Here is an 18,976-nt window from a genome sequence, read left to right on the forward strand (position 1 = left end):
ACGCGGCAATCTATCCTGCTATCTTCTCAATTACCCATCTTAAAAATCAAACTTCACTCCCAAATTATATCTAGGGCGATAGTATTCCATTTGTCTAGTTTGGTTTACTGTACCTTGGTAATATCTTAATGGCTGATTAGTTAAATTGGTAGCCTCAGCAAAAAACCTAGCTACTTTAGAAACCTTCACAGAAGCATTCGCATCTAAGAAGAATTGCTTGTCGTAGTAAGCATCACCAAAAGCATCGCCACCTAGCTCATCAATATAAGCTGCTGTGTAGTTTGCCGATAACCTTGCAGAAAAACGGCTGTTTTCCCAAGATAAAGAAGCATTTAACATGTGTGGCGCTGTGCCTGGCAAAGTAATGTTCTCTCTCAAATCGCCATCGCTGTTAGCAATACCTTTTGCTTTAGATTTAGTGAAGGTATAGTTGGCATACACACCAAAACCTCTTAAGAATTTCCCTGGTAAGAAATCTAATTGTCTTTGCGCAGCCACCTCAAATCCGTACACATTTACACTTTCACCATTTCTATCTTGCTGAAAAGCCCATTGCTCACCAGCAGGAATTGGGTTCGCCAAATCAGGGAAATCATTCGCAAATTTCGAAGTAGTGTATGCTCTATCGGCGTAAGTGTAGATGAAGTTTTTAAGTTTTTTGTAGAATACACCTCCAGAAATTAAGCCTACCGATTTAAAATACTGCTCTGCCATTAAATCAAAGTTATAGGCATACGTAGCATCTAAGTTCGGATTACCAGCAGCAATTTCTTCATCGCCAGCAATAATGCCCACAAATGGGGTAAGTGCATAGTAATTTGGTCTCGCCAAAGCCGTAGTAAATGCTCCACGGAAAACTAAATCATCATTAGCTTGATATTTTAAGGTTACGCTCGGCAATAAATCTGTATAGTTATTTTTCGAAGTACGTGTACCTGCTAAATCTTCTTCATCCTCGATAATGTTACCCGTATAGTTAATTCTGGTATGCTCTAAACGCAAACCAGCAATTACCGATAATTTATCGTTGATGTCTTGATCCCAACGCAAGTAACCTGCATAAATATTTTCTTTAGCAGTATAGTTTAATGCTAAAAATTCGGTCGGATCTTCTTCGCCAGTAAATACAGCAGTATTGTTTAAGTTCAAACTAGCCAAATAAGCTCTGCTGGCAAATAAGCCTGGTACATATTGCTCTCCAGCCTGAAAGTTTTTTCCATCGAAAAACGTATTAGGAATAGAACCTAAATTCGGGATTAGCGCCCCAGTTACTGGAGTATATTTGGTAAAGCTGTTATTTCTGTCTTTATCTTTAATTCTCAATCTACCACCAAAACGTAAGCGACCTTTTTGCCCTTCAATTACTGAAAGTGGTACTCTGAAATTTAATTTCGCACCTAATTCACTTTCTTCTGTTAAGTCGGTATTTTCTGAAATGGTATTTAAACCTACAGCATTGGCATTAAGGTTAGTTGCGTTAAATACTGGAAATTCGTCGGTACCTGTAAAGTCTAACGTTCTATTGCTTTGTCTAAACAACATGTAACGCTCATTCGGACGATATTCTCTCGCTGTAGAATAACTCACCGTCCAATCCATATCTAAGCCAGAAGTAATCAAATGCTCGCCACGTAACGAATAGTTTTGTACACGTTGATCTTCTAAACGAGTCATTTTGTTTCTATCGTTATCAATACCGCCTTTGGTTTGCAAACCCACACGACCTCTGTAGCCAATAATTTCATTGCTAGTGTTGTACTGAGGTGCAATATCATCAATACGCATACGGTACCTGTTTTCTCTATCATCACGCCAGTTGTACATCGCATTAGCAAAAATGGTATGGTTGGTACCTAATTTGAAATCTAAAGCCGCAGCCACACTTCTTCTCACCCTTTGTACATCATACCTACGGATATCCGTCTCTTCCACAAAAGCATTTCCGAAATCATCTTTTGCCCATACCGCTTCAACGTTATCAGATCCATAATTTTGGTTGTTGTAAGAACCGCTCACTACCATACCAATGGCATTGTTAGCAAAGCGATTTCCGTACACGAAACTACCTGTATACAAAGCTTTATCACGAATTGGGTTGTAACCCGATGATAAGGTTGCCGAAACACGTTCGCCATTTGGAGAAGCACGGGTAATCAAATTCACCGAACCACCAATCGCATCCGCATCCATATCAGAAGTTAAGGTTTTGTTTACTTCAATAGTCGCAATCATATCGGATGGAATCAAGTCCATTTGTACACGACGGTTATCGCCTTCGGCAGATGGAATACGGTCGCCGTTTAACGTTACAGAGTTTAGCTCTGGCGCCAAACCTCTAATGATAATATTACGAGCTTCACCTTGGTCGTTCTGCATGGTTACCCCCGGCACACGACGTAAAGCCTCGCCCACATTGGCATCTGGAAAACGACCCACTTGGTCTGATGAAATGATGTTAGAAATGTTTGATTTGTTCTTTTGTTGGTTCAAGGCACGAGCCTGTCCCCTTAACCTATCGCCCATTACCACCACTTGGTTCATGGCATAAGCACCGTCTTCCAGAGAAAAATTAAGTACGGCATTGCTGCCTCTGCTTACCGTAATGGTTTGTTTCTGTGCCTGGTAACCCATATAAATCACCTCCACTTCGTAAGTACCTTCTGGCACTCTTAGAAATTCATAATCTCCTGTTTGGTCTGAGATGGTGTAACGATTACCTACATTTAATCTAACAGAAGCCCCTGGAAGGGATGCCTTAGTTATTTTCTCGATCACCTTACCTGTAATTACGCCACTGCCTTGTTGTGCATGGGCAAATACCACAGTTAAGAGTAAAAGTACTGAAGTAAAAAGTGTTTTCATTGTTTACTTGTTCTTGTTTTAAGGTAATGAAGCCACCCAGCTGTAAAATCTGAATGTCTCATCTGTTCTTTAATTTGTTTGAATTTGGATATCCTTTTTTTGATCGATACGAAATTGAAAATAATGACGCTCCCACTTGTAAAACTGGGCGTTACAAAAAAGAAACTACCATGAACAAGCCGTTAACAACACAGCAACAAGCTGTTCAAAAACAAACACAATGAACTGATTTTTAAAACATTGCAAACTTTCAAAAAATCCATTAACATTCTATTGAGTTAATGATAAGAAAATGTTAAGTATTGAAGCTGTAATGACGAATAACTTACCTTTTTCTTTTGAAAAACCTATCCAGCCCAAAGATTTGGAAGCACTTGCTACCTTTATTGAAATTTTGCGAGTTGCCATCTATTCTCGAGCCCTCACACCTTTTAGCTCAGCAGCGCAGTCAATAGTCTCATTAATGAATTGGCCGACATCAGCTAGTTAGAATAAACGTATTTATTCAAGTAAAAACACGTGTAATTTCGAGTAGAATTACATCGTTACAAATCAAAAACACAACGTAACTTAGGATAATCAAATTAACGCTAAGCAGAGGAGAAGAAAAATAGGACACCTATTTAGAACCTAAATTCAATTTTGCAAAACCTAAGCATTATCCCAAAACACAATAACCTTAGTTAATTTGAATAAATAGTAACTTGTTTGGTTGGGCCACTTGAGCAATCAGGTGGCTTTTTTGGTTAAGCGGCTTGATCTGTGATAACACGGCAACTGTCTACATTATATACCCATTGCTATTATTCACTCAACTAATTTTATTCTAATAACCGTCGGTGGTAATTAATTTGACCGAGGTGGTAATCCAAGTGGCTTAGCAAATGCACTAAAAAATATTCGTACGAGGTTGTTTCTGATAAAACTAAGATTGGATATGCCTTGCCCATATCTTCAGCGGTTAATAATTTAAGCGAAGTTTTGATAACTGCTACCGTAGCGTTCAACTTTGCAATCAGTTCTTCTCGTGGAATATTTTTGAGGGAGAACTCCAATTCTCTATTCCTTACATAATCCGTACCACCAATTTCCTTACCTATATAAGTATTTAAATTGCCAATAAGGTGAAGTACCAAATTGCCTGCCGAATTAGCTATGTTTTTCTCGATGCGCCAAATATTATGCTCAGCTTGATAAAGCTCGAGTTCTTTAATTACCTTATTTAAATCTCTTTCAAACAGTGAGGTCAAGGTGTCGTTTAGCATATTTAGAGGTTGGATAGGTGAAAATCTATTCGTTATACGAAGATATTAGAACTAACCGAATAGTTGGGCAAAAGCTTTAAAATAGTTAAGCGAAAATTTAGAGCAAAAAAGCCCCAGCGACCCTCTGATTAATCCCGTACATACGGGACTCTAACCAGCTGGGCTAAAACTCCTGTTGGCGCTACCACGTCAATAAGCCTTTCGAGCAGTCGCCTACTCTTTTGTTTTTTGATGAACCTATCCAAACGTACAGCCTCGCTTTCAATTTCTCCACATAGAAAAACTGCTTTTAGAACCCAAGGTCTATGTTTAGAAGTGAAGGTTAACCCCTCAGAAGAATTATGTTCCTTCAAACGCCGAACATAGTCTCTGGTGTAGCCAACGTAATATTTGTCTGAACAAGTAGAATAAAGAATATATAGGTAAAACATAAATGTTAAGATACAAAAGCTTCGCATGGAGTAATCTCAAGCTTGAGCTTTCAAACTCCCTCTACTGGGCTCCAAAATTATCGGGACAGTACTCCCCAGCTAACCTCTGATTAATCCCGTACGTACCAGACTCTAATCAGTTGGGCTAAAACTCCTTGCTGGCGACAAAACTTATTTTCTTTCAAAAAATTTAATATGAGCATTACATCGCACAAAAGTAAAGAAACAAAAAAGCCCCACTCGGACGGAGTGGGGCTAAGCTTGAGCTTTCAAGCTCCCTCTGCTGGGCTCGAACCAGCGACCCTCTGATTAACAGTCAGATGCTCTAACCAGCTGAGCTAAGAAGGAATATTTTCTTTTACCTTTCCTCTCCCTCTGATTAATCCCGTACCTACGGGACTCTAACCAATTAAGAAGGAATTTTCCTCGGAAAGATGGTTATCAATTTGTCAAATAAAAAGCCCTACTCTAGTAAGGCTTTGCTCCCTCTGCTGGGCTCGAACCAGCGACCCTCTGATTAACAGTCAGATGCTCTAACCAGCTGAGCTAAGAAGGAATGCTGGTAATCCTTAAAACGTTCTCAAATGCTCTTTTATTATTTTGAACACTCTTGTTTGTTTTGGGAATGCAATATTAGGGCTTTTAAATTATTTATGCAATATTTGTAGCGAAAAAAAAGATAAAAACATCAATAAATAACGTATGAGCCTGATAATCATAGGTACTGTAGCATTCGATGCTATTGAAACACCATTCGGAAAAACAGATAAAATCGTTGGTGGAGCCGCAACTTTCGCTAGTTTAGCCGCTTCTTACTTCTATAATCAAACAAAAATTGTTGCTGTTGTTGGCGATGATTTCAAAAAAGAGGATATCGAAACCCTAAACAAACACGGTGTAGATACTGAAGGTTTGCAAATTAAAGAAGGCGAAAAATCATTCTTTTGGAGCGGAAAATACCATAACGACATGAACAGTCGCGATACTTTAATTACCGAATTAAACGTATTGGAAAAATTTGACCCAATTATCCCAGAAAGCTACCAAGATTGCGAATATTTAATGCTTGGCAACCTTACCCCTCAAATTCAGCAAACGGTAATCAAGAGGCTAAAAAATCGTCCTAAGTTAATTGTATTAGATACCATGAACTTTTGGATGGATATTATGATGGATGACTTATTGGAAACCATTAAAATGGTAGATGTTTTGACCATTAATGATGCTGAAGCTCGTCAATTATCTGGAGAATATTCTCTTGTTAAAGCAGCTAACAAAATCTTAACCATGGGACCAAAATACCTGATTATCAAAAAAGGTGAGCATGGTGCTTTGCTATTCCACGAAGACAAAATTTTCTCTGCTCCTGCATTACCATTAGCTGATGTGTTTGACCCTACCGGTGCTGGCGACACTTTTGCAGGTGGTTTTATCGGTTATTTAGCGAAAGTAGGCACCATCAACTTCAACAATATGAAAAATGCGTTGATTTACGGTTCTGCACTAGCTTCGTTCTGCGTAGAGAAATTTGGTACAGAAAGATTATTAAACTTAAGCCAAGAAGAAATCACTGCCCGCTTGCAACAATTCGTAAGCTTAAGTAGCTTCGAGATCAAACAATAAATAGTTGATTTAACATTAAGAAGTTAAGACCAATTAAGCAACTCGTTATCAATCTTAATCTCCCTTAATTTCTTAATGTTTATATACTGAAGAAGCTATCTTACTCCCTTTAAACTTTCAAAGTCCCTACTTTCTCAAATTTCTCAAAAACACCTTCGGTATGTGGCGCATCGGCTAGTTCTTCGGTTAAATCTTGCCCAGCCCAATGCTCATAATGTTTACCATTTTTCCAAAGCCTGCTTTCGCTAACATCATATATAATGCCTTTAAAAGCTACCCAAATTTGAGGTTTGTCTTGACCATTACGCAAGGCCAATTGCTGTTTGGTATAAGTTTGAAGCTCCATTAGGCTGGTCTTTTGCTCTTAAAAAACTCGAACATATAAATGCTGACCAACAGCATAGAAAGTGCAATAAAATGATTCTCTACTGGAATTTTGGCAACGTACATTCCCGTAAGCTGGTTTTTAGCTACTAATGAAATTTCATTCCAAAATAAAAAACCATATACCAAATAAAAAGGAATCAACATTACCACAAAAGCTCTGTAAGCTCTATACATGAACCTCAACGTTGCTACATATTCAATTAAAAACAGTAAAATTAAAAGTGTAGCGAAAGTAGACAGGGTGTACCATTTAGGATAACCGAAAAACAAAAACGCCACACATAAGCCTAACAGTAAATTACTTAACGATAAACTATATTTCTGCAAATCATTATTCGGAAACTTCATATTAAGATATTGAAACAGAGCAATTGCGGTAAAACTGAAACTCAAATTAAGTAGATACTGCTCTACCGGAATGTCTTTAAAAACCACATCTATCGTATTGCTTGCATCAAAAGCCACTATACCCAATAATTGCAATACCACAGTTATAGTAGAAAATACAATTGCCGAAATTAGACTGGCGCCCAAAGCAGCTCTAAAATTGCCATCCCTAAATATCTTTTTATCGAAATGGAAGATCAGTGGCAATACGAAAAGGCCGAGTGCTAATAAAAGAAAAGTAAACTTCATGGTGTTGGGTGTTATTCCACAAAAGTAACTTTTATTAGCATTAGATGATTGGATTAACTAAAGAGACATGTGGCAAATGCTGAAATCAATTCAGCAAGAAGAAATATTGATAATTTGGTTGCTGAACAGAACTAAAAGGCTAACCTCAAAACGATGCTTCATAAAAAAAGCCCCGAACAAGTTCAGGGCTTCAAAATATTTTTAACCTTATCCTCTATCAAGAGAGTAGTTTTTAAGGTATTTTTTCAGTTGTCCTCTTGCTACGTGAATTCTAGTTTTCACCGTACCAATTGGAATGTTTAGCTCTTCAGCAATTTCATGATATTTAAATCCTTCGAAATATTTGATAAAAGGAATGTAGTATTCTGGAGCTAACGAATCCAAAGCTTTATTGATATCTTTCAATACAAACTTGCTTTCTACGCCGTTGTTTGTTGCACTGTAATGCAAATTAGCATAGGTAATGTCATCGCTTTGCGTAATTAAGGCATTTGTTTTTACCAAACGTCTGTAATTGTTGATAAAAGTATTACGCATAATGGTAAACAACCAGCCTTTTAAATTGGTACCTTCTTTAAATTTACTATAATAGGTTACTGCTTTAAGCATGGTGTCTTGCACCAAATCATTCGCATCTTCAAGGTCTTTAGTAAAATTTAAAGCAAATGACCTTAATGAAGTAGAGTAGTCGTTTAGTTGTTCGTTAAATTGCAGCTGTGTCATATTCTTAGTTTTTAGTTAATAAAGAACAGATGCTAGATGGGTGGCAACTGTCATAGTTGTGTAACACATTACAACTATGATACCAAAAACGGCAGAATTGAACTCTTAAAATTTAAAAACTAATAAAAAGTACTCAAGAAAGCTATAACTAAAGGATATTTACTTCTCTTTCTAGTAACACTCCAAATTTTTGCTGTACAGTATTGATTATTTTTTCTGAAAATCTGTACACCTCCTGTCCTGTAGCGCCGCCATGATTCACTAATACCAGGGCTTGATTTTTCCATGTCCCTGTATTTCCGTCTACCATTCCCTTAAAACCACAAGCTTCGATTAACCAACCCGCAGCCAATTTTATCCTTCCATCTGGTGCTGGATAATGCGGCATGTCTGGAAATTGCGACAGTAAATCATCAAACACAGTTTTATCGATAATTGGATTTTTAAAGAAACTCCCTGCATTACCAATGGTACTTGGGTCTGGCAATTTGCTTACACGAATGGCAGCAACCACTTCAGAAACATCAGCCATGCTTGGCGCTGTAATTCCTCTACGCTCTAATTCGGCATTGATAGCACCATAGTGTGTTTGCAAATTAGCTGTACGAGACAATCGATAAGTAACCGAAGTAACAATGAACTGTCCCTTCAACTTTCCTTTGAATACACTTTCACGATAGGCAAACTCACAATCTGCCTTAGAAAAAGAGCGAACTTGTCCAGTAGCAATTTCAAATGCCGTACAACTTTCAAAAACATCCTTAATCTCTACGCCGTAAGCTCCAATATTTTGAATAGGCGATGCTCCCACCGTACCAGGAATCAATGTTAGGTTTTCAACACCTGCATATCCATTAGCTACGCAATATTTTACCAAACTATCCCAAACCTCTCCCGCTCCAGCAGTTACCAAAATATCTTCACCGTCTTCTGTAACATCTATACCTTTAATGCTGATTTTAAGCACCAGCCCATCGTAGTCTTTAATGAAAAGCATATTGCTACCACCCCCTAACACCAACAACTTATTTTCTTTTACTACTGGATTTGAAAAAACTGATGTCAAGTCTGCTTCCGAAGAAATATCTGCGTAAAGTTTGGCATTTACATCTATCCCAAAAGTATTGAGTAGTTTTAAAGAGTGGTTTTCTAAAAGTGGCATAAAGCTATTGTTTACTGCAAATGTAACAATGATTTACAAAATAGATTTACGTTTTAAGTTTTGCATGTTGTAGTCCTAGTCTGATGAGCTAAAAAGTATTTGTCTCTCAATTGTAAATTACTAAATATCAGAAAAAAATACTTTAGGAAACTTTCAGATTAAAAAAAGTTTCCATAGTTTTGCGTCAGATTTTTGAAAGGATAACAAATTGGAAGTAAGAGATTATATCATTAACGAAGCAGATAAACTTTTTTGCCAGTACGGTTTTAAAAGCGTAACGATGGATGATATTGCGAAGCATTTAGGCATATCAAAAAAGACAATCTATCAGAACTTCAAGGATAAAAATGAATTGATTAATATCCTGATTAAGGACAGGATTGTAAATCAGGACCTACAAATGAACAATTGTTTTGCTAAATCTGAAAATGCAGTGCAAGAACTGTATTTAGGAATGCAGGACATGGACTACTTTTTAGCAACAATGAACCCGATGCTTTTTTATGACCTACAGAAGTATCATCAGGAAGCTTGGTTAAAATTTGTTGCTTTTAAAGAAAAAGAAATTGGAAGAAAAATTTCTGAAAACTTGGAAAGAGGTAAACAAGAAGGCCTTTACCGAGCAGATATCGATACCGAAATCATTACCAGAATGAGATTAGATCAAGTAGATGTGGTTTTCACTCAAAATGGTCATTATGACACCAATAAAAATAGCTTATCAAGTATTATGGTGGAAATAACTCGTCATTTTTTGTTCGGAATTTGTAACAATGAAGGACTTAAGTTAATCCATAAATACGACGATGAACTATTGAACCAAAAGGAACTAGTAAAAAACAATTAATATAGCATTAACCCCAAAAAATAATAATTATATCAACTATGTTTAGAATAAAGACGGCAAAACTAATGTTACTGCTCTTAGCCAGTCTCGGTTTGCCAGCGCTCACCTACGCACAACAGCCAATAACGCTAAAAGATGCGTTAAAATATGCTTTAGAAAACAATGCGGCTGCTAAGAAGGCGGTATTAGAAATTGATAAAGGTAAGTTTAAAACGCAAGAGGTAAGAGCACAAGCCTTACCACAAATTACGGGTAACGTAGGCTTAACTTACAATGCAATCATCGGTCAATTGGTTGCAGATATTGGCGGACAAACTCAATCTTTTAAAATGGGACAAGCTTGGAACTCTGTAGCCGGAGTACAATTATCTCAACAGTTATTTAACCAGCAAGTATTTACTGGCTTACAAGCTGCCAAATCTAGCGAAGCTTATTACAGGTTAAATGCACAACTTACCCAAGAACAAGTAATTGAGCAGGTTGCCAATAATTATTATCAAGTATTGGTGAACAGGCAGCAATTAAATGTAATCGATACTAATATCAAAAACGTAAAAGTAGTTGAGAAAATTATCGCAAACCAATATAAAAATGGTTTAGCCAAGAAGATTGATGTTGATCGTATCAATGTTAACCTCACTAATTTAAACACACAAAGAGCTGAAGCTGCGAATGGGATTACCATGTTAGAAAATCAATTGAAATTTGCCATGGGAATGCCTATTAACAATCCAATTACACTTCCTTCTTCTGAACTAACCGACGTTAATCAAAATCCAGTTTTGGCAGATACTTTGAACACAGCATCAAGGACCGAAATGAAGTTATTGGATGTACAAGGAAAATTGCTAAATCTACAGCGTAAGGCTTACGTCTCTGAATACTATCCTACACTTGCATTAACGGCAAACTACAACTATAACAGCCAATCAAATGGTTTCGATTTCTTAACATCCAACCGTAATGCGATTGGCTTTGATGCCTCTGCAATAGGTTTAACTTTACGTGTTCCCATCTTCAATGGTTTCTTAACTCGTTCTAAAGTAAGACAAGCAGATGTAGAGATTAAACAATATGAAGTAGATCGTAGGGAAACCACCAACTCGCTGAATATGGCTTACGAGAATGCTAAAATTCAATTGAGAAACAGCATTAATACCATTAATGCTCAAAAGAAAAACGCAGAGTTGGCTAGAGAAATCTATGTAAGTACACAAAACAATTACAATAACGGATTGGCTTCTCTAACCGACCTGTTAGATACTGAAAATGCTTTAACACAAGCTCAAAACAGCTACACACAAGCATTATTAAACTATAAAATTGCCGAAATACAGTTGATCAAGTCTAAAGGCGAAATCAACACTTTAGCACAATAAACCAAAGTACAGAAGAAATAAAGTCAAATCAATAAACAGATGAAAAGAGTAATTACCATAATTATTGTAGTTGTTGTCATATTAGCTGCAATTTTTTACATATTAAACAACAACAAGAAGAAGGCACAAGAGACCACCGATTTTATCGCGAAAGGTAGTGGTGCTGTAGCTGTAAAGGCTGCAAACGTAGAACGCAAAGAAGTGAATTTGGATTTTACTGCTAACGGAAACTTTGCTCCTCAGCAAGAGCTAAACTTCTTATCAGAGAATGCCGGTCGTGTGACTAAAATATATGTGTCAGAAGGTGACCGTGTAAGCAAAGGACAAGTTTTAGCTCGTATCGATGCTGAAATTATCAATACCGATAGAGAAACTGCAGAAGCTGCTTACCAAAATGCGGTAAAAGACGAAGCTAGGTATCAAAGTTCTTATGCAACTGGTGGTGTTACACAACAACAGTTAGACCAAGCTAAATTGGCAACTCAAAATGCTAAATTACGTTTACAAGCTTCACAAAGAAGATTAAGCGATGCTAACATCAAATCTCCAATTAACGGTATCGTAAACAAAAAATACATTGAGGTAGGTGCGTTTGTAACCGCTCAAGGTACGCAACTGTTCGAATTGGTAGATGTTTCCAAATTGAAGTTGAAAGTAAACGTGAACGAAGGACAGGTTGCTAACCTAAAAAATGGTGATGCAGTTCAAATTCAATCATCGGTATTCCCTACAGAGAAATTTTCTGGAAAAGTAACTTTTATTGCATCAAAAGCTGACGAAACTTTAAACTTCCCTATCGAGATTGAAGTAGCTAACAATACTAAATCTAGCTTAAAAGCAGGTATGTATGGTACAGCGGTATTCAAATTCCCTAAACAAGCTCCTGCAATTTTGGTTCCTCGTACTTCTTTTGTGGGTAGTGTAAGTAGCAACGAAGTTTACGTTCTAAACAAATCTAAAAACACTGCCGAGACTCGTAAAGTAGTATCTGGTCGTATTTTGGGAGATAACGTAGAGATTTTAGAAGGCTTAAAAGAAGGAGAAACAGTAATTACAAGTGGTCAAATTAACTTGACAGAAGGCACTCCGGTTACCATTATTAAATAAGGATAGTTGAATGTTAAGAGTTGCGGGCTACGAGCTAAAATCTCGATACTCGATACTTAAATCTCGATACTAATTACCCAACATAAAAAAATGAAAATCACTGACATATCCATAAAACGACCGTCGCTGGTAATTGTGGTATTTACCGCACTAACCTTGATGGGTCTATTGAGCTATTTCTCGTTAGGATACGAGCTTTTACCAAAGTTCACTTCAAACGTAGTATCTATCTCTACCATTTACCCTGGTGCTTCGCCAAACGAAGTAGAAAGTACCGTAACCAAGAAAATTGAAGATGCGGTTTCTTCGATGGAAAACATCAAGAAAATTAATGCCAGCTCTTACGAAAGTTTATCTGTAGTGGTAATTACCTTAACGGATAAAGCTGAAATAGACATTGCACTAAATGATGCACAAAGAAAGGTGAACGCCATCTTGGCGGATTTACCAGACGATGTTAAACAACCCTCATTGAGTAAGTTCTCGTTAGACGATTTCCCTGTAATCACCATGTCTGCATCTGGTAACATGGATGATATTTCGTTCTACGATTTAATGGACAAACGTATTGCACCAATCATTTCCCGTGTATCTGGTGTAGCGCAAGTTAACTTAATTGGTGGTTCAGAGCGTGAAATTAAAGTAGGTTTAGATGCTAAAAAAATGCAAGGCTACGGATTATCTGTACCAGCTGTACAACAGGCAATTTTAGCTTCTAACTTAGATTTCCCTACAGGAAGTGTTAAAACTAAAGAGCAAGACATTTTAGTACGTTTATCTGGTAAATACGCAAGTATCGAAGAGATGCGTAACCTAGTAGTTTCTACAGGTAAAGATGGCGCACAAATTCGTTTAGGCGATATTGCCGATGTTCAGGATACCCAAAAAGAAACTGAGAAAATTGCCCGTATCAACAGAGCTAACTCTATCGCTTTGCAAATTATTAAACAAAGTGATGCCAATGCGGTAACGGTAAGTGAAGGCACTAAAGCAATTATCGAAAAACTAAAAACTGATTATAAAGACATCAACTTAGATATCAAGATTGTAAACGATAGTTCTGTTTATACCTTGCAATCTGCCGATGCGGTAATCCACGATTTAATTTTAGCGGTTATTTTGGTAGCCGTGGTAATGCTTTTCTTCTTACACAGTTTGCGTAATGCCATCATTGTAATGGTTTCCATTCCTGCATCTTTAATTGCTACGTTTATTGGTATTTCATTATTCGGTTATTCATTAAACTTAATGTCTTTACTAGGTCTATCCCTAGTGGTAGGTATCTTGGTAGATGATGCGATTGTGGTTTTGGAGAATATCCAACGTCACATGGAGATGGGTAAAAACAAGGTTCGTGCTGCTATAGACGGAACACGTGAAATCGGTTTTACCGTAGTTTCCATCACTTTCGTAATTGTGGTAGTTTTCTTCCCTATCGCAGTAAGTACTGGTATGGTAGCTAACATTTTACGTCAGTTCTGTGTGGTAGTTATTATTGCAACATTACTATCGTTAGTTGCCTCGTTTACTATTGTACCGTTAATTTTCTCTCGTTTTGGTAAATTGGAGAAAATAGAAGGTAAAAATGCCTTTGGTAAATTCATCCTTTGGTTCGAAAAACAATTGGCAAAATTTACCAAATGGATTACTGGATTATTAGAATGGACACTTAAACACAAAGCCATTACACTTGTTTCAATGGTTTTGTTACTGCTATCTTCTTGCGGCTTATTAGCTGGCGGATACATTGGTTTCGAATTCTTCCCTAAGTCTGATAAAGGCGAGTTCTTGTTACAAATAGAGATGCCTAAAGATGCTTCTTTAGAACAGACCAACCTATATACGCAAAAGGCTGAAAACTATTTAAGCGGTCAGAAAGATGTAATTCAAATGATTACCACTGTTGGTCAATCTAGCGGAAACATGGGCGCTACCACTGCTACTGCTTATAAGTCGGAAATTAACGTTAAGTTAAAAGACAAACCAGAACGTGGCAATGTCTCTTCTGATATCATTTCAACAACTTACACCCGTGAGTTGGAAAAAGTGTTGGTAGGCGCTAAAATCAAGACCGTTCCAATCGGTATTTTGGGAACCGCTGATAATGCTCCAATTCAATTGGTAGTAATGGGACCTCAGTTAGATACTGTTTTAGCTGTTGCAGAAAGAGCAGAAAAAGTACTAGCGAAAATTCCTGGTGCTACGCAAACTAAACTTTCGGTAGAAAAAGGTACACCAGAGATTAACGTAAAAGTTGATAGGGATAAAATGTCGGCATTAGGATTAAACCTTTCGACAGTAGGTTCAACCATGCAGACAGCTTTTGCTGGTAATACCGATGGTAAATTCCGTCAAGGTGAGTACGAATACGACATTAACATCCAGTACCAAGATTTCGATCGTAAAGATATTGATGACGTACGTAACCTGATCTTTGCAAATGCTACAGGCCAACAAATCAAACTTTCGCAATTTGCAGAAATTAAAGAAGGTTCTGGACCAAGTTTATTAGAGCGTTTAAATAAATCTACTTCGGTAACAGTACAAGCGCAAACAGTGGGCAGACCGACAGGTTCTGTGGTAACTGATTTCCAAACGGAGTTAGATAAAATGAAATTGCCTGCAGGTGTAAGTTTCTTCTGGGCTGGTGACCAAGAAAACCAAAGCGAAGGTTTCGGTACTTTAGGTATCGCTTTGTTAGCAGCAATTATCTTGGTTTATTTAATCATGGTGGCATTGTACGATAGTTTTGTTTATCCGTTTGTGGTAATGTTCTCTTTACCATTGGCATTAATTGGAGCCTTACTTGCTTTGGCGTTAACTAATAACGCTTTGGGTATCTTTACTATCCTCGGTTTCATTATGCTAATGGGTCTAGTAGCGAAGAATGCGATTATCTTGGTCGATTTTACCAACCAAATGAAAGCGCAAGGCAAAACTACTCACGAAGCGCTAATTTTAGCTAACCATGCTCGTTTACGTCCAATTTTGATGACAACTATTGCCATGGTAATCGGTATGTTACCTATTGCATTGGCAAGTGGTGCTGGTGCCGACTGGAAAAATGGTTTGGCATGGGTTATTATTGGCGGTTTAACCAGTTCGCTATTCCTTACATTGGTAGTTGTACCAGTAATGTACCAAATTTTCGATAATATTTTAGAGAAATTCGGTTTCAACAAAAAAGGAAAAACCATTGAAGAATTAATGGTAGAACCTTACGACCATAAAGATGTAAATGAGTGGGAACAACACCACTAAGAATTTTTCCCAACACACAATAAACCCAGTCCCGATAGCAAATTGTTATCGGGACTTTTTTATATTTCCTCTTTTAGAGCGGTGCCCGAAGGGCGGGGGTGTTATGGATGTAATATTCTCTCGAAAAGCAAGGTCATCAACTTGGTTTAAAATTAGTCGGGCTTTACGCTACAACTTTTTGTTCTCGTTTCGGCCTTCCATTCCGTCATCCTGAGCTTGTCGAAGGATTATTATGGCAACAACGTTTCGACAAGCTCAACGTGACACGCAAAAAGTATTTCCACTGCAATCCCGTTTATTAAACTGTAGGCATTACTCCCATCAAAAAAAATACTAGCAAGTGTAAGTTTTCTTTTCAATTCGCTACTTATACCCATAAAGAACATAAAATGAAAAGAATTGCAATCACAATAATTTCGCTATTGGCTTTAACCAGCTGTGGCAAAAACTCATCGCCAGATGGACGGGCACAACTAAGAGACGCAGAGCTTTCTCAAAGAATAGACAAGCTAGAAAAAAAGCAAATCGTTATTTTAGATAGTATGCGTTTGTTAAATGAGAAGATAGAAGCAATAAAAAATTAGCTTATTGTCATTGTGAAGTACGAAGCACTTGCAGAGCAAGCTCGATGCAATTAAAACACAAACAGACAATGAAAATCTTAAAGCAAATTATATATTTTAGTAGTTGTAAGATTGCTTCGTACCTCGCAATGACGACCTTTATTATATCGCTTCCAAACTACCTTAAATATAAGCTTGCAAACCTAAACTATGAGCGAAATAGAGTTCCTTCAATTACTTACTTCCAATCAAGGAATTATTGGTAAGGTTTGCAGTATTTATTGCAATCAAAGGGAAGACTACGAGGATTTATTTCAAGAAATTACCTACCAAGCTTGGAAAGGTTTCACTTCATTTAGAGGGGACGCTAAATTTAGCACTTGGCTATACCGCATTGCATTAAATACTGCCATCAGTTCTTTTAGAAAAAGAAAACCTACGATAGAATTTGTAGCGGTGTTACCAGACAACAACTTTCATCATCCAAATGAAAAAAATGAACAACAACAGCAATTACTTTGGGGTATAAAACAATTAAACGAAGGCGAACGAGCCATCATTGCACTTTACTTAGAAGAAATGAGTTATCAAGAAATTGCAGAAATTATTGGAATTAGCGAAAATAACGTAGGCGTAAAAATCAACCGAATTAAAAACAAACTTCATCAAATTTTAAGTCATGGAAACAGATAATCTAAAATCAGTTTGGCAAGGCATTGCCCCAGCTCAAAAAAGTAAGGAAGATTTAAACAAGATGTGTAAAGAACATAGCAATCCAGTTTTAAAATCCATTAAGAAACAGATGATTATAGAGCTTTTGGGATTCACCGCTTTTCTATTTTGCTATTATTCGATGTTTGATGGCGCAGATAAACCATTATTTGTGAACATCATTATCACCATAGCTATTCTGGCTCCAATCTTACATCACGTCAAAAGCTACAAGCTACAAAAGCTATTTAAAGGTGGTACCAACCTTAAAGACAATTTAACTGATTTTGTATCCAATCTAAAAGTGTTACGAGTAGAAAATCTCATAACAAGAATCATATTTATTTCTGGAATGATGTTATTCTTCACCTACAATATCAACTTTTCAGAAAGTAATTGGTGGGCTTTGGTGGCAATTTTAATTGTATTTTCGGCGCAACTTTTCATTTTGCACAAAGTTTGGTCAGTCAGGATAAATAAGTTGAAATTGGTGTTGCAAGAATTCAGTGCTTCCGTTGATTAATACATTCTCTCCCTCTTAGGGAGAGATCCCGATTTATCGGGAGAGAGGGTAAATAAATTATTTTAAATCTCTTTTATACAAGGAATAAATCGACAAAAATTATCCTATTCAAATGAAGTAAGAAGTATCCAAAACCTCTCTGCCTTTCAGGCATCTCTCCTTAAAAAGGAGAGAGTAGCAAATTGCTTAAACATCCAACTAATTACTAAAGCCTAGTACCTGATTCCTAACACCTGACCACTAATCCCTATCCCCTACCTAATCGCACTAATTTTCCTTACCAATAAACTAATCAGGATACCAAAGCAGCCAATCAAGGCAAAAGAATAACGAAGGTTAAATAACTCAGAGATATAACCAATTAATGGCGGGCCCATCAAGAAACCAAAATAACCGATACTTGATACCATCGCAATAGCCAAACTAGATGGCATCTTATCATTATTGCCTGCAATGGTATAAGTCATGGGAATAATCACCGAAACCCCAATACCCACCAACATAAAACCAATAGTTGCTACAATAACAGTAGGAAAAGCCACGGATAGGAACATCCCTGTTGAAATAATGACTCCGCAAAGTTGTAGCATCGTTTTACGACCTAACGACGCAATGAACTTATCTCCCACAAAACGACCTATAGTCATCATCGCCGAATAAGAAGCATATCCCAGAATTACCCATTTAGCTGGCGCATGTACAATTTCCTTAAAGTAAACACCACTCCAATCCATCAAAGCACCCTCGGTTGCCATACTACAAAAAGCGATAATCCCCAGCTGAACCAACATACCCTGTGGTTTCATTAAAAACTTTGGTTTCTCTTTTTGTACCGACTTACCAATCAATAAAAAACGGTGGTTAATAAATATGTGAACCCAAGCCAAGGGAGCGATTATCCAAAAATGTACCGCAGTAGTTAAGTGTAGGTTCATCATCAATAAACCTACTAAAGCACCTGTAAAAAGCCCCAAACTCCAAGAACCATGAAACGATGACATGATTGGTTTTCCGTAATGCCCCTCGGCGGTAACCGCTTGTGTGTTTAAAGCGATGTTGCACAAGTTTCCCGAAATTCCAAATAACAATAGAAAAACAGCTAAATGCCAGCCATGAGTAGCCAAAGCCAAATTGGTTAAGCAAAGTGCGTAAACTGGAGTTGCCAAGGTAAGGATTCTCTTGCTGCCAAAAATTGCTACCAAACGCCCAGAAACGGGCATAGTAATTAATTGACCAATAGGTAAGGCTAATAAAATACTTCCCAAGGCAGCATCAGAAAGACTTAACGCAGCCTTTAAATCTGGTATACGACTTGCCCAACTGGCAAATACTAAACCTTGACCAAAGTAAAAAAGCGATACTGCTAAACGGACGGTCTTCTTACTATATTTAGAAGTTTCCTTAACGGACAAATCGGGACTATCTGCAATTGTTGACATGAAAGAACGGCGGGGATTAAATTTTCTGCAAAGGTCTATAAAAACCTACAATAAAAC

The 18,976-nt window shown here is 37.3% G+C and carries 17 protein-coding genes and 2 tRNA genes; 9 read left to right on the forward strand and 10 right to left on the reverse strand.

Annotated elements, in window-relative coordinates; all coding sequences use genetic code 11:
• Positions 1 to 39: 39 nt before the first annotated feature.
• Positions 40 to 2,862: a TonB-dependent receptor gene (locus CRO54_RS11605; RefSeq protein WP_097132101.1), complete on the reverse strand. Its 2,823-nt coding sequence runs from the start codon at positions 2,860 to 2,862 to the stop codon at positions 40 to 42.
• Positions 2,863 to 3,154: 292 nt separating this feature from the next.
• Between CRO54_RS11605 and CRO54_RS11610 the strand changes: the two genes are divergently transcribed.
• Entirely contained in the window at positions 3,155 to 3,352 is a 198-nt protein-coding gene (locus CRO54_RS11610; RefSeq protein WP_097132103.1) for a hypothetical protein, read from the forward strand.
• Between the two features lie 331 nt (positions 3,353 to 3,683).
• On the opposite strand, the gene CRO54_RS11615 is transcribed toward CRO54_RS11610, so the two are convergent.
• From CRO54_RS11615 to CRO54_RS11630, 4 genes are all read right to left on the reverse strand, one after another.
• On the reverse strand, positions 3,684 to 4,127 hold the full coding sequence (locus CRO54_RS11615) for a DUF1572 family protein (protein ID WP_097132105.1): 444 nt from the start codon (positions 4,125 to 4,127) through the stop codon (positions 3,684 to 3,686).
• Positions 4,128 to 4,255: 128 nt separating this feature from the next.
• Positions 4,256 to 4,585 carry a GIY-YIG nuclease family protein gene (locus CRO54_RS21720; protein WP_420812681.1) on the reverse strand — a complete coding sequence of 110 codons (330 nt, stop codon included), beginning with the start codon at positions 4,583 to 4,585 and terminating at the stop codon, positions 4,256 to 4,258.
• A 247-nt stretch (positions 4,586 to 4,832) separates the two neighbouring features.
• Positions 4,833 to 4,906: transfer RNA gene (locus tag CRO54_RS11625), tRNA-Asn, on the reverse strand.
• A 134-nt stretch (positions 4,907 to 5,040) separates the two neighbouring features.
• Positions 5,041 to 5,114 (reverse strand) — tRNA-Asn (locus CRO54_RS11630).
• 146 nt (positions 5,115 to 5,260) lie between these two features.
• On the opposite strand from CRO54_RS11630, the gene CRO54_RS11635 reads away from it, so the two are divergent.
• Positions 5,261 to 6,181 (forward strand): PfkB family carbohydrate kinase, encoded by a 921-nt coding sequence (locus tag CRO54_RS11635; RefSeq protein ID WP_097132109.1) that lies wholly within the window; start codon positions 5,261 to 5,263, stop codon positions 6,179 to 6,181.
• Between the two features lie 109 nt (positions 6,182 to 6,290).
• Here the strand turns inward: CRO54_RS11635 and CRO54_RS11640 are convergent, their stop codons facing one another.
• From CRO54_RS11640 to murB, 4 genes are all read right to left on the reverse strand, one after another.
• On the reverse strand, positions 6,291 to 6,527 hold the full coding sequence (locus CRO54_RS11640; protein WP_097132111.1) for a cytochrome b5 domain-containing protein: 237 nt from the start codon (positions 6,525 to 6,527) through the stop codon (positions 6,291 to 6,293).
• Positions 6,527 to 7,204: a lycopene cyclase domain-containing protein gene (locus CRO54_RS11645; protein ID WP_097132114.1), complete on the reverse strand. Its 678-nt coding sequence runs from the start codon at positions 7,202 to 7,204 to the stop codon at positions 6,527 to 6,529. Before CRO54_RS11645 ends, CRO54_RS11640 begins: the two co-directional genes overlap by 1 nt.
• A gap of 207 nt (positions 7,205 to 7,411) precedes the next feature.
• The gene (locus tag CRO54_RS11650; protein WP_097132115.1) at positions 7,412 to 7,927 is read right to left on the reverse strand and encodes an RNA polymerase sigma factor; all 516 of its coding nucleotides are present in this window, start codon (positions 7,925 to 7,927) and stop codon (positions 7,412 to 7,414) included.
• 148 nt (positions 7,928 to 8,075) lie between these two features.
• The gene (murB, locus tag CRO54_RS11655; RefSeq protein WP_097132117.1) at positions 8,076 to 9,089 is read right to left on the reverse strand and encodes a UDP-N-acetylmuramate dehydrogenase; all 1,014 of its coding nucleotides are present in this window, start codon (positions 9,087 to 9,089) and stop codon (positions 8,076 to 8,078) included.
• A 208-nt stretch (positions 9,090 to 9,297) separates the two neighbouring features.
• On the opposite strand from murB, the gene CRO54_RS11660 reads away from it, so the two are divergent.
• The 7 genes from CRO54_RS11660 to CRO54_RS11690 all read left to right on the forward strand — a co-directional run bounded on the left by CRO54_RS11660 (position 9,298) and on the right by CRO54_RS11690 (position 17,480).
• On the forward strand, positions 9,298 to 9,936 hold the full coding sequence (locus CRO54_RS11660; RefSeq protein WP_097132120.1) for a TetR/AcrR family transcriptional regulator: 639 nt from the start codon (positions 9,298 to 9,300) through the stop codon (positions 9,934 to 9,936).
• A 65-nt stretch (positions 9,937 to 10,001) separates the two neighbouring features.
• Entirely contained in the window at positions 10,002 to 11,315 is a 1,314-nt protein-coding gene (locus tag CRO54_RS11665; RefSeq protein ID WP_244904291.1) for a TolC family protein, read from the forward strand.
• A gap of 39 nt (positions 11,316 to 11,354) precedes the next feature.
• Complete coding sequence (locus CRO54_RS11670; RefSeq protein ID WP_097132123.1) at positions 11,355 to 12,422, forward strand: efflux RND transporter periplasmic adaptor subunit; 1,068 nt, start codon at positions 11,355 to 11,357, stop codon at positions 12,420 to 12,422.
• A gap of 90 nt (positions 12,423 to 12,512) precedes the next feature.
• Positions 12,513 to 15,683, forward strand: a complete 3,171-nt coding sequence (locus CRO54_RS11675) for an efflux RND transporter permease subunit (protein ID WP_097132125.1) — start codon at positions 12,513 to 12,515, stop codon at positions 15,681 to 15,683.
• A 389-nt stretch (positions 15,684 to 16,072) separates the two neighbouring features.
• Entirely contained in the window at positions 16,073 to 16,267 is a 195-nt protein-coding gene (locus CRO54_RS11680) for a hypothetical protein (protein WP_097132127.1), read from the forward strand.
• Positions 16,268 to 16,456: 189 nt separating this feature from the next.
• Positions 16,457 to 16,939, forward strand: a complete 483-nt coding sequence (locus tag CRO54_RS11685; protein WP_097132129.1) for an RNA polymerase sigma factor — start codon at positions 16,457 to 16,459, stop codon at positions 16,937 to 16,939.
• Positions 16,926 to 17,480, forward strand: a complete 555-nt coding sequence (locus CRO54_RS11690; protein WP_097132131.1) for a hypothetical protein — start codon at positions 16,926 to 16,928, stop codon at positions 17,478 to 17,480. The genes CRO54_RS11685 and CRO54_RS11690 overlap by 14 nt, the downstream gene beginning before the upstream one ends.
• 254 nt (positions 17,481 to 17,734) lie before the next feature.
• On the opposite strand, the gene CRO54_RS11695 is transcribed toward CRO54_RS11690, so the two are convergent.
• Positions 17,735 to 18,919: an MFS transporter gene (locus tag CRO54_RS11695; protein WP_097132133.1), complete on the reverse strand. Its 1,185-nt coding sequence runs from the start codon at positions 18,917 to 18,919 to the stop codon at positions 17,735 to 17,737.
• Positions 18,920 to 18,976: the final 57 nt, after the last annotated feature.

This window comes from Pedobacter xixiisoli, from assembly GCF_900215335.1.
Lineage (GTDB): Bacteria > Bacteroidota > Bacteroidia > Sphingobacteriales > Sphingobacteriaceae > Pedobacter > Pedobacter xixiisoli.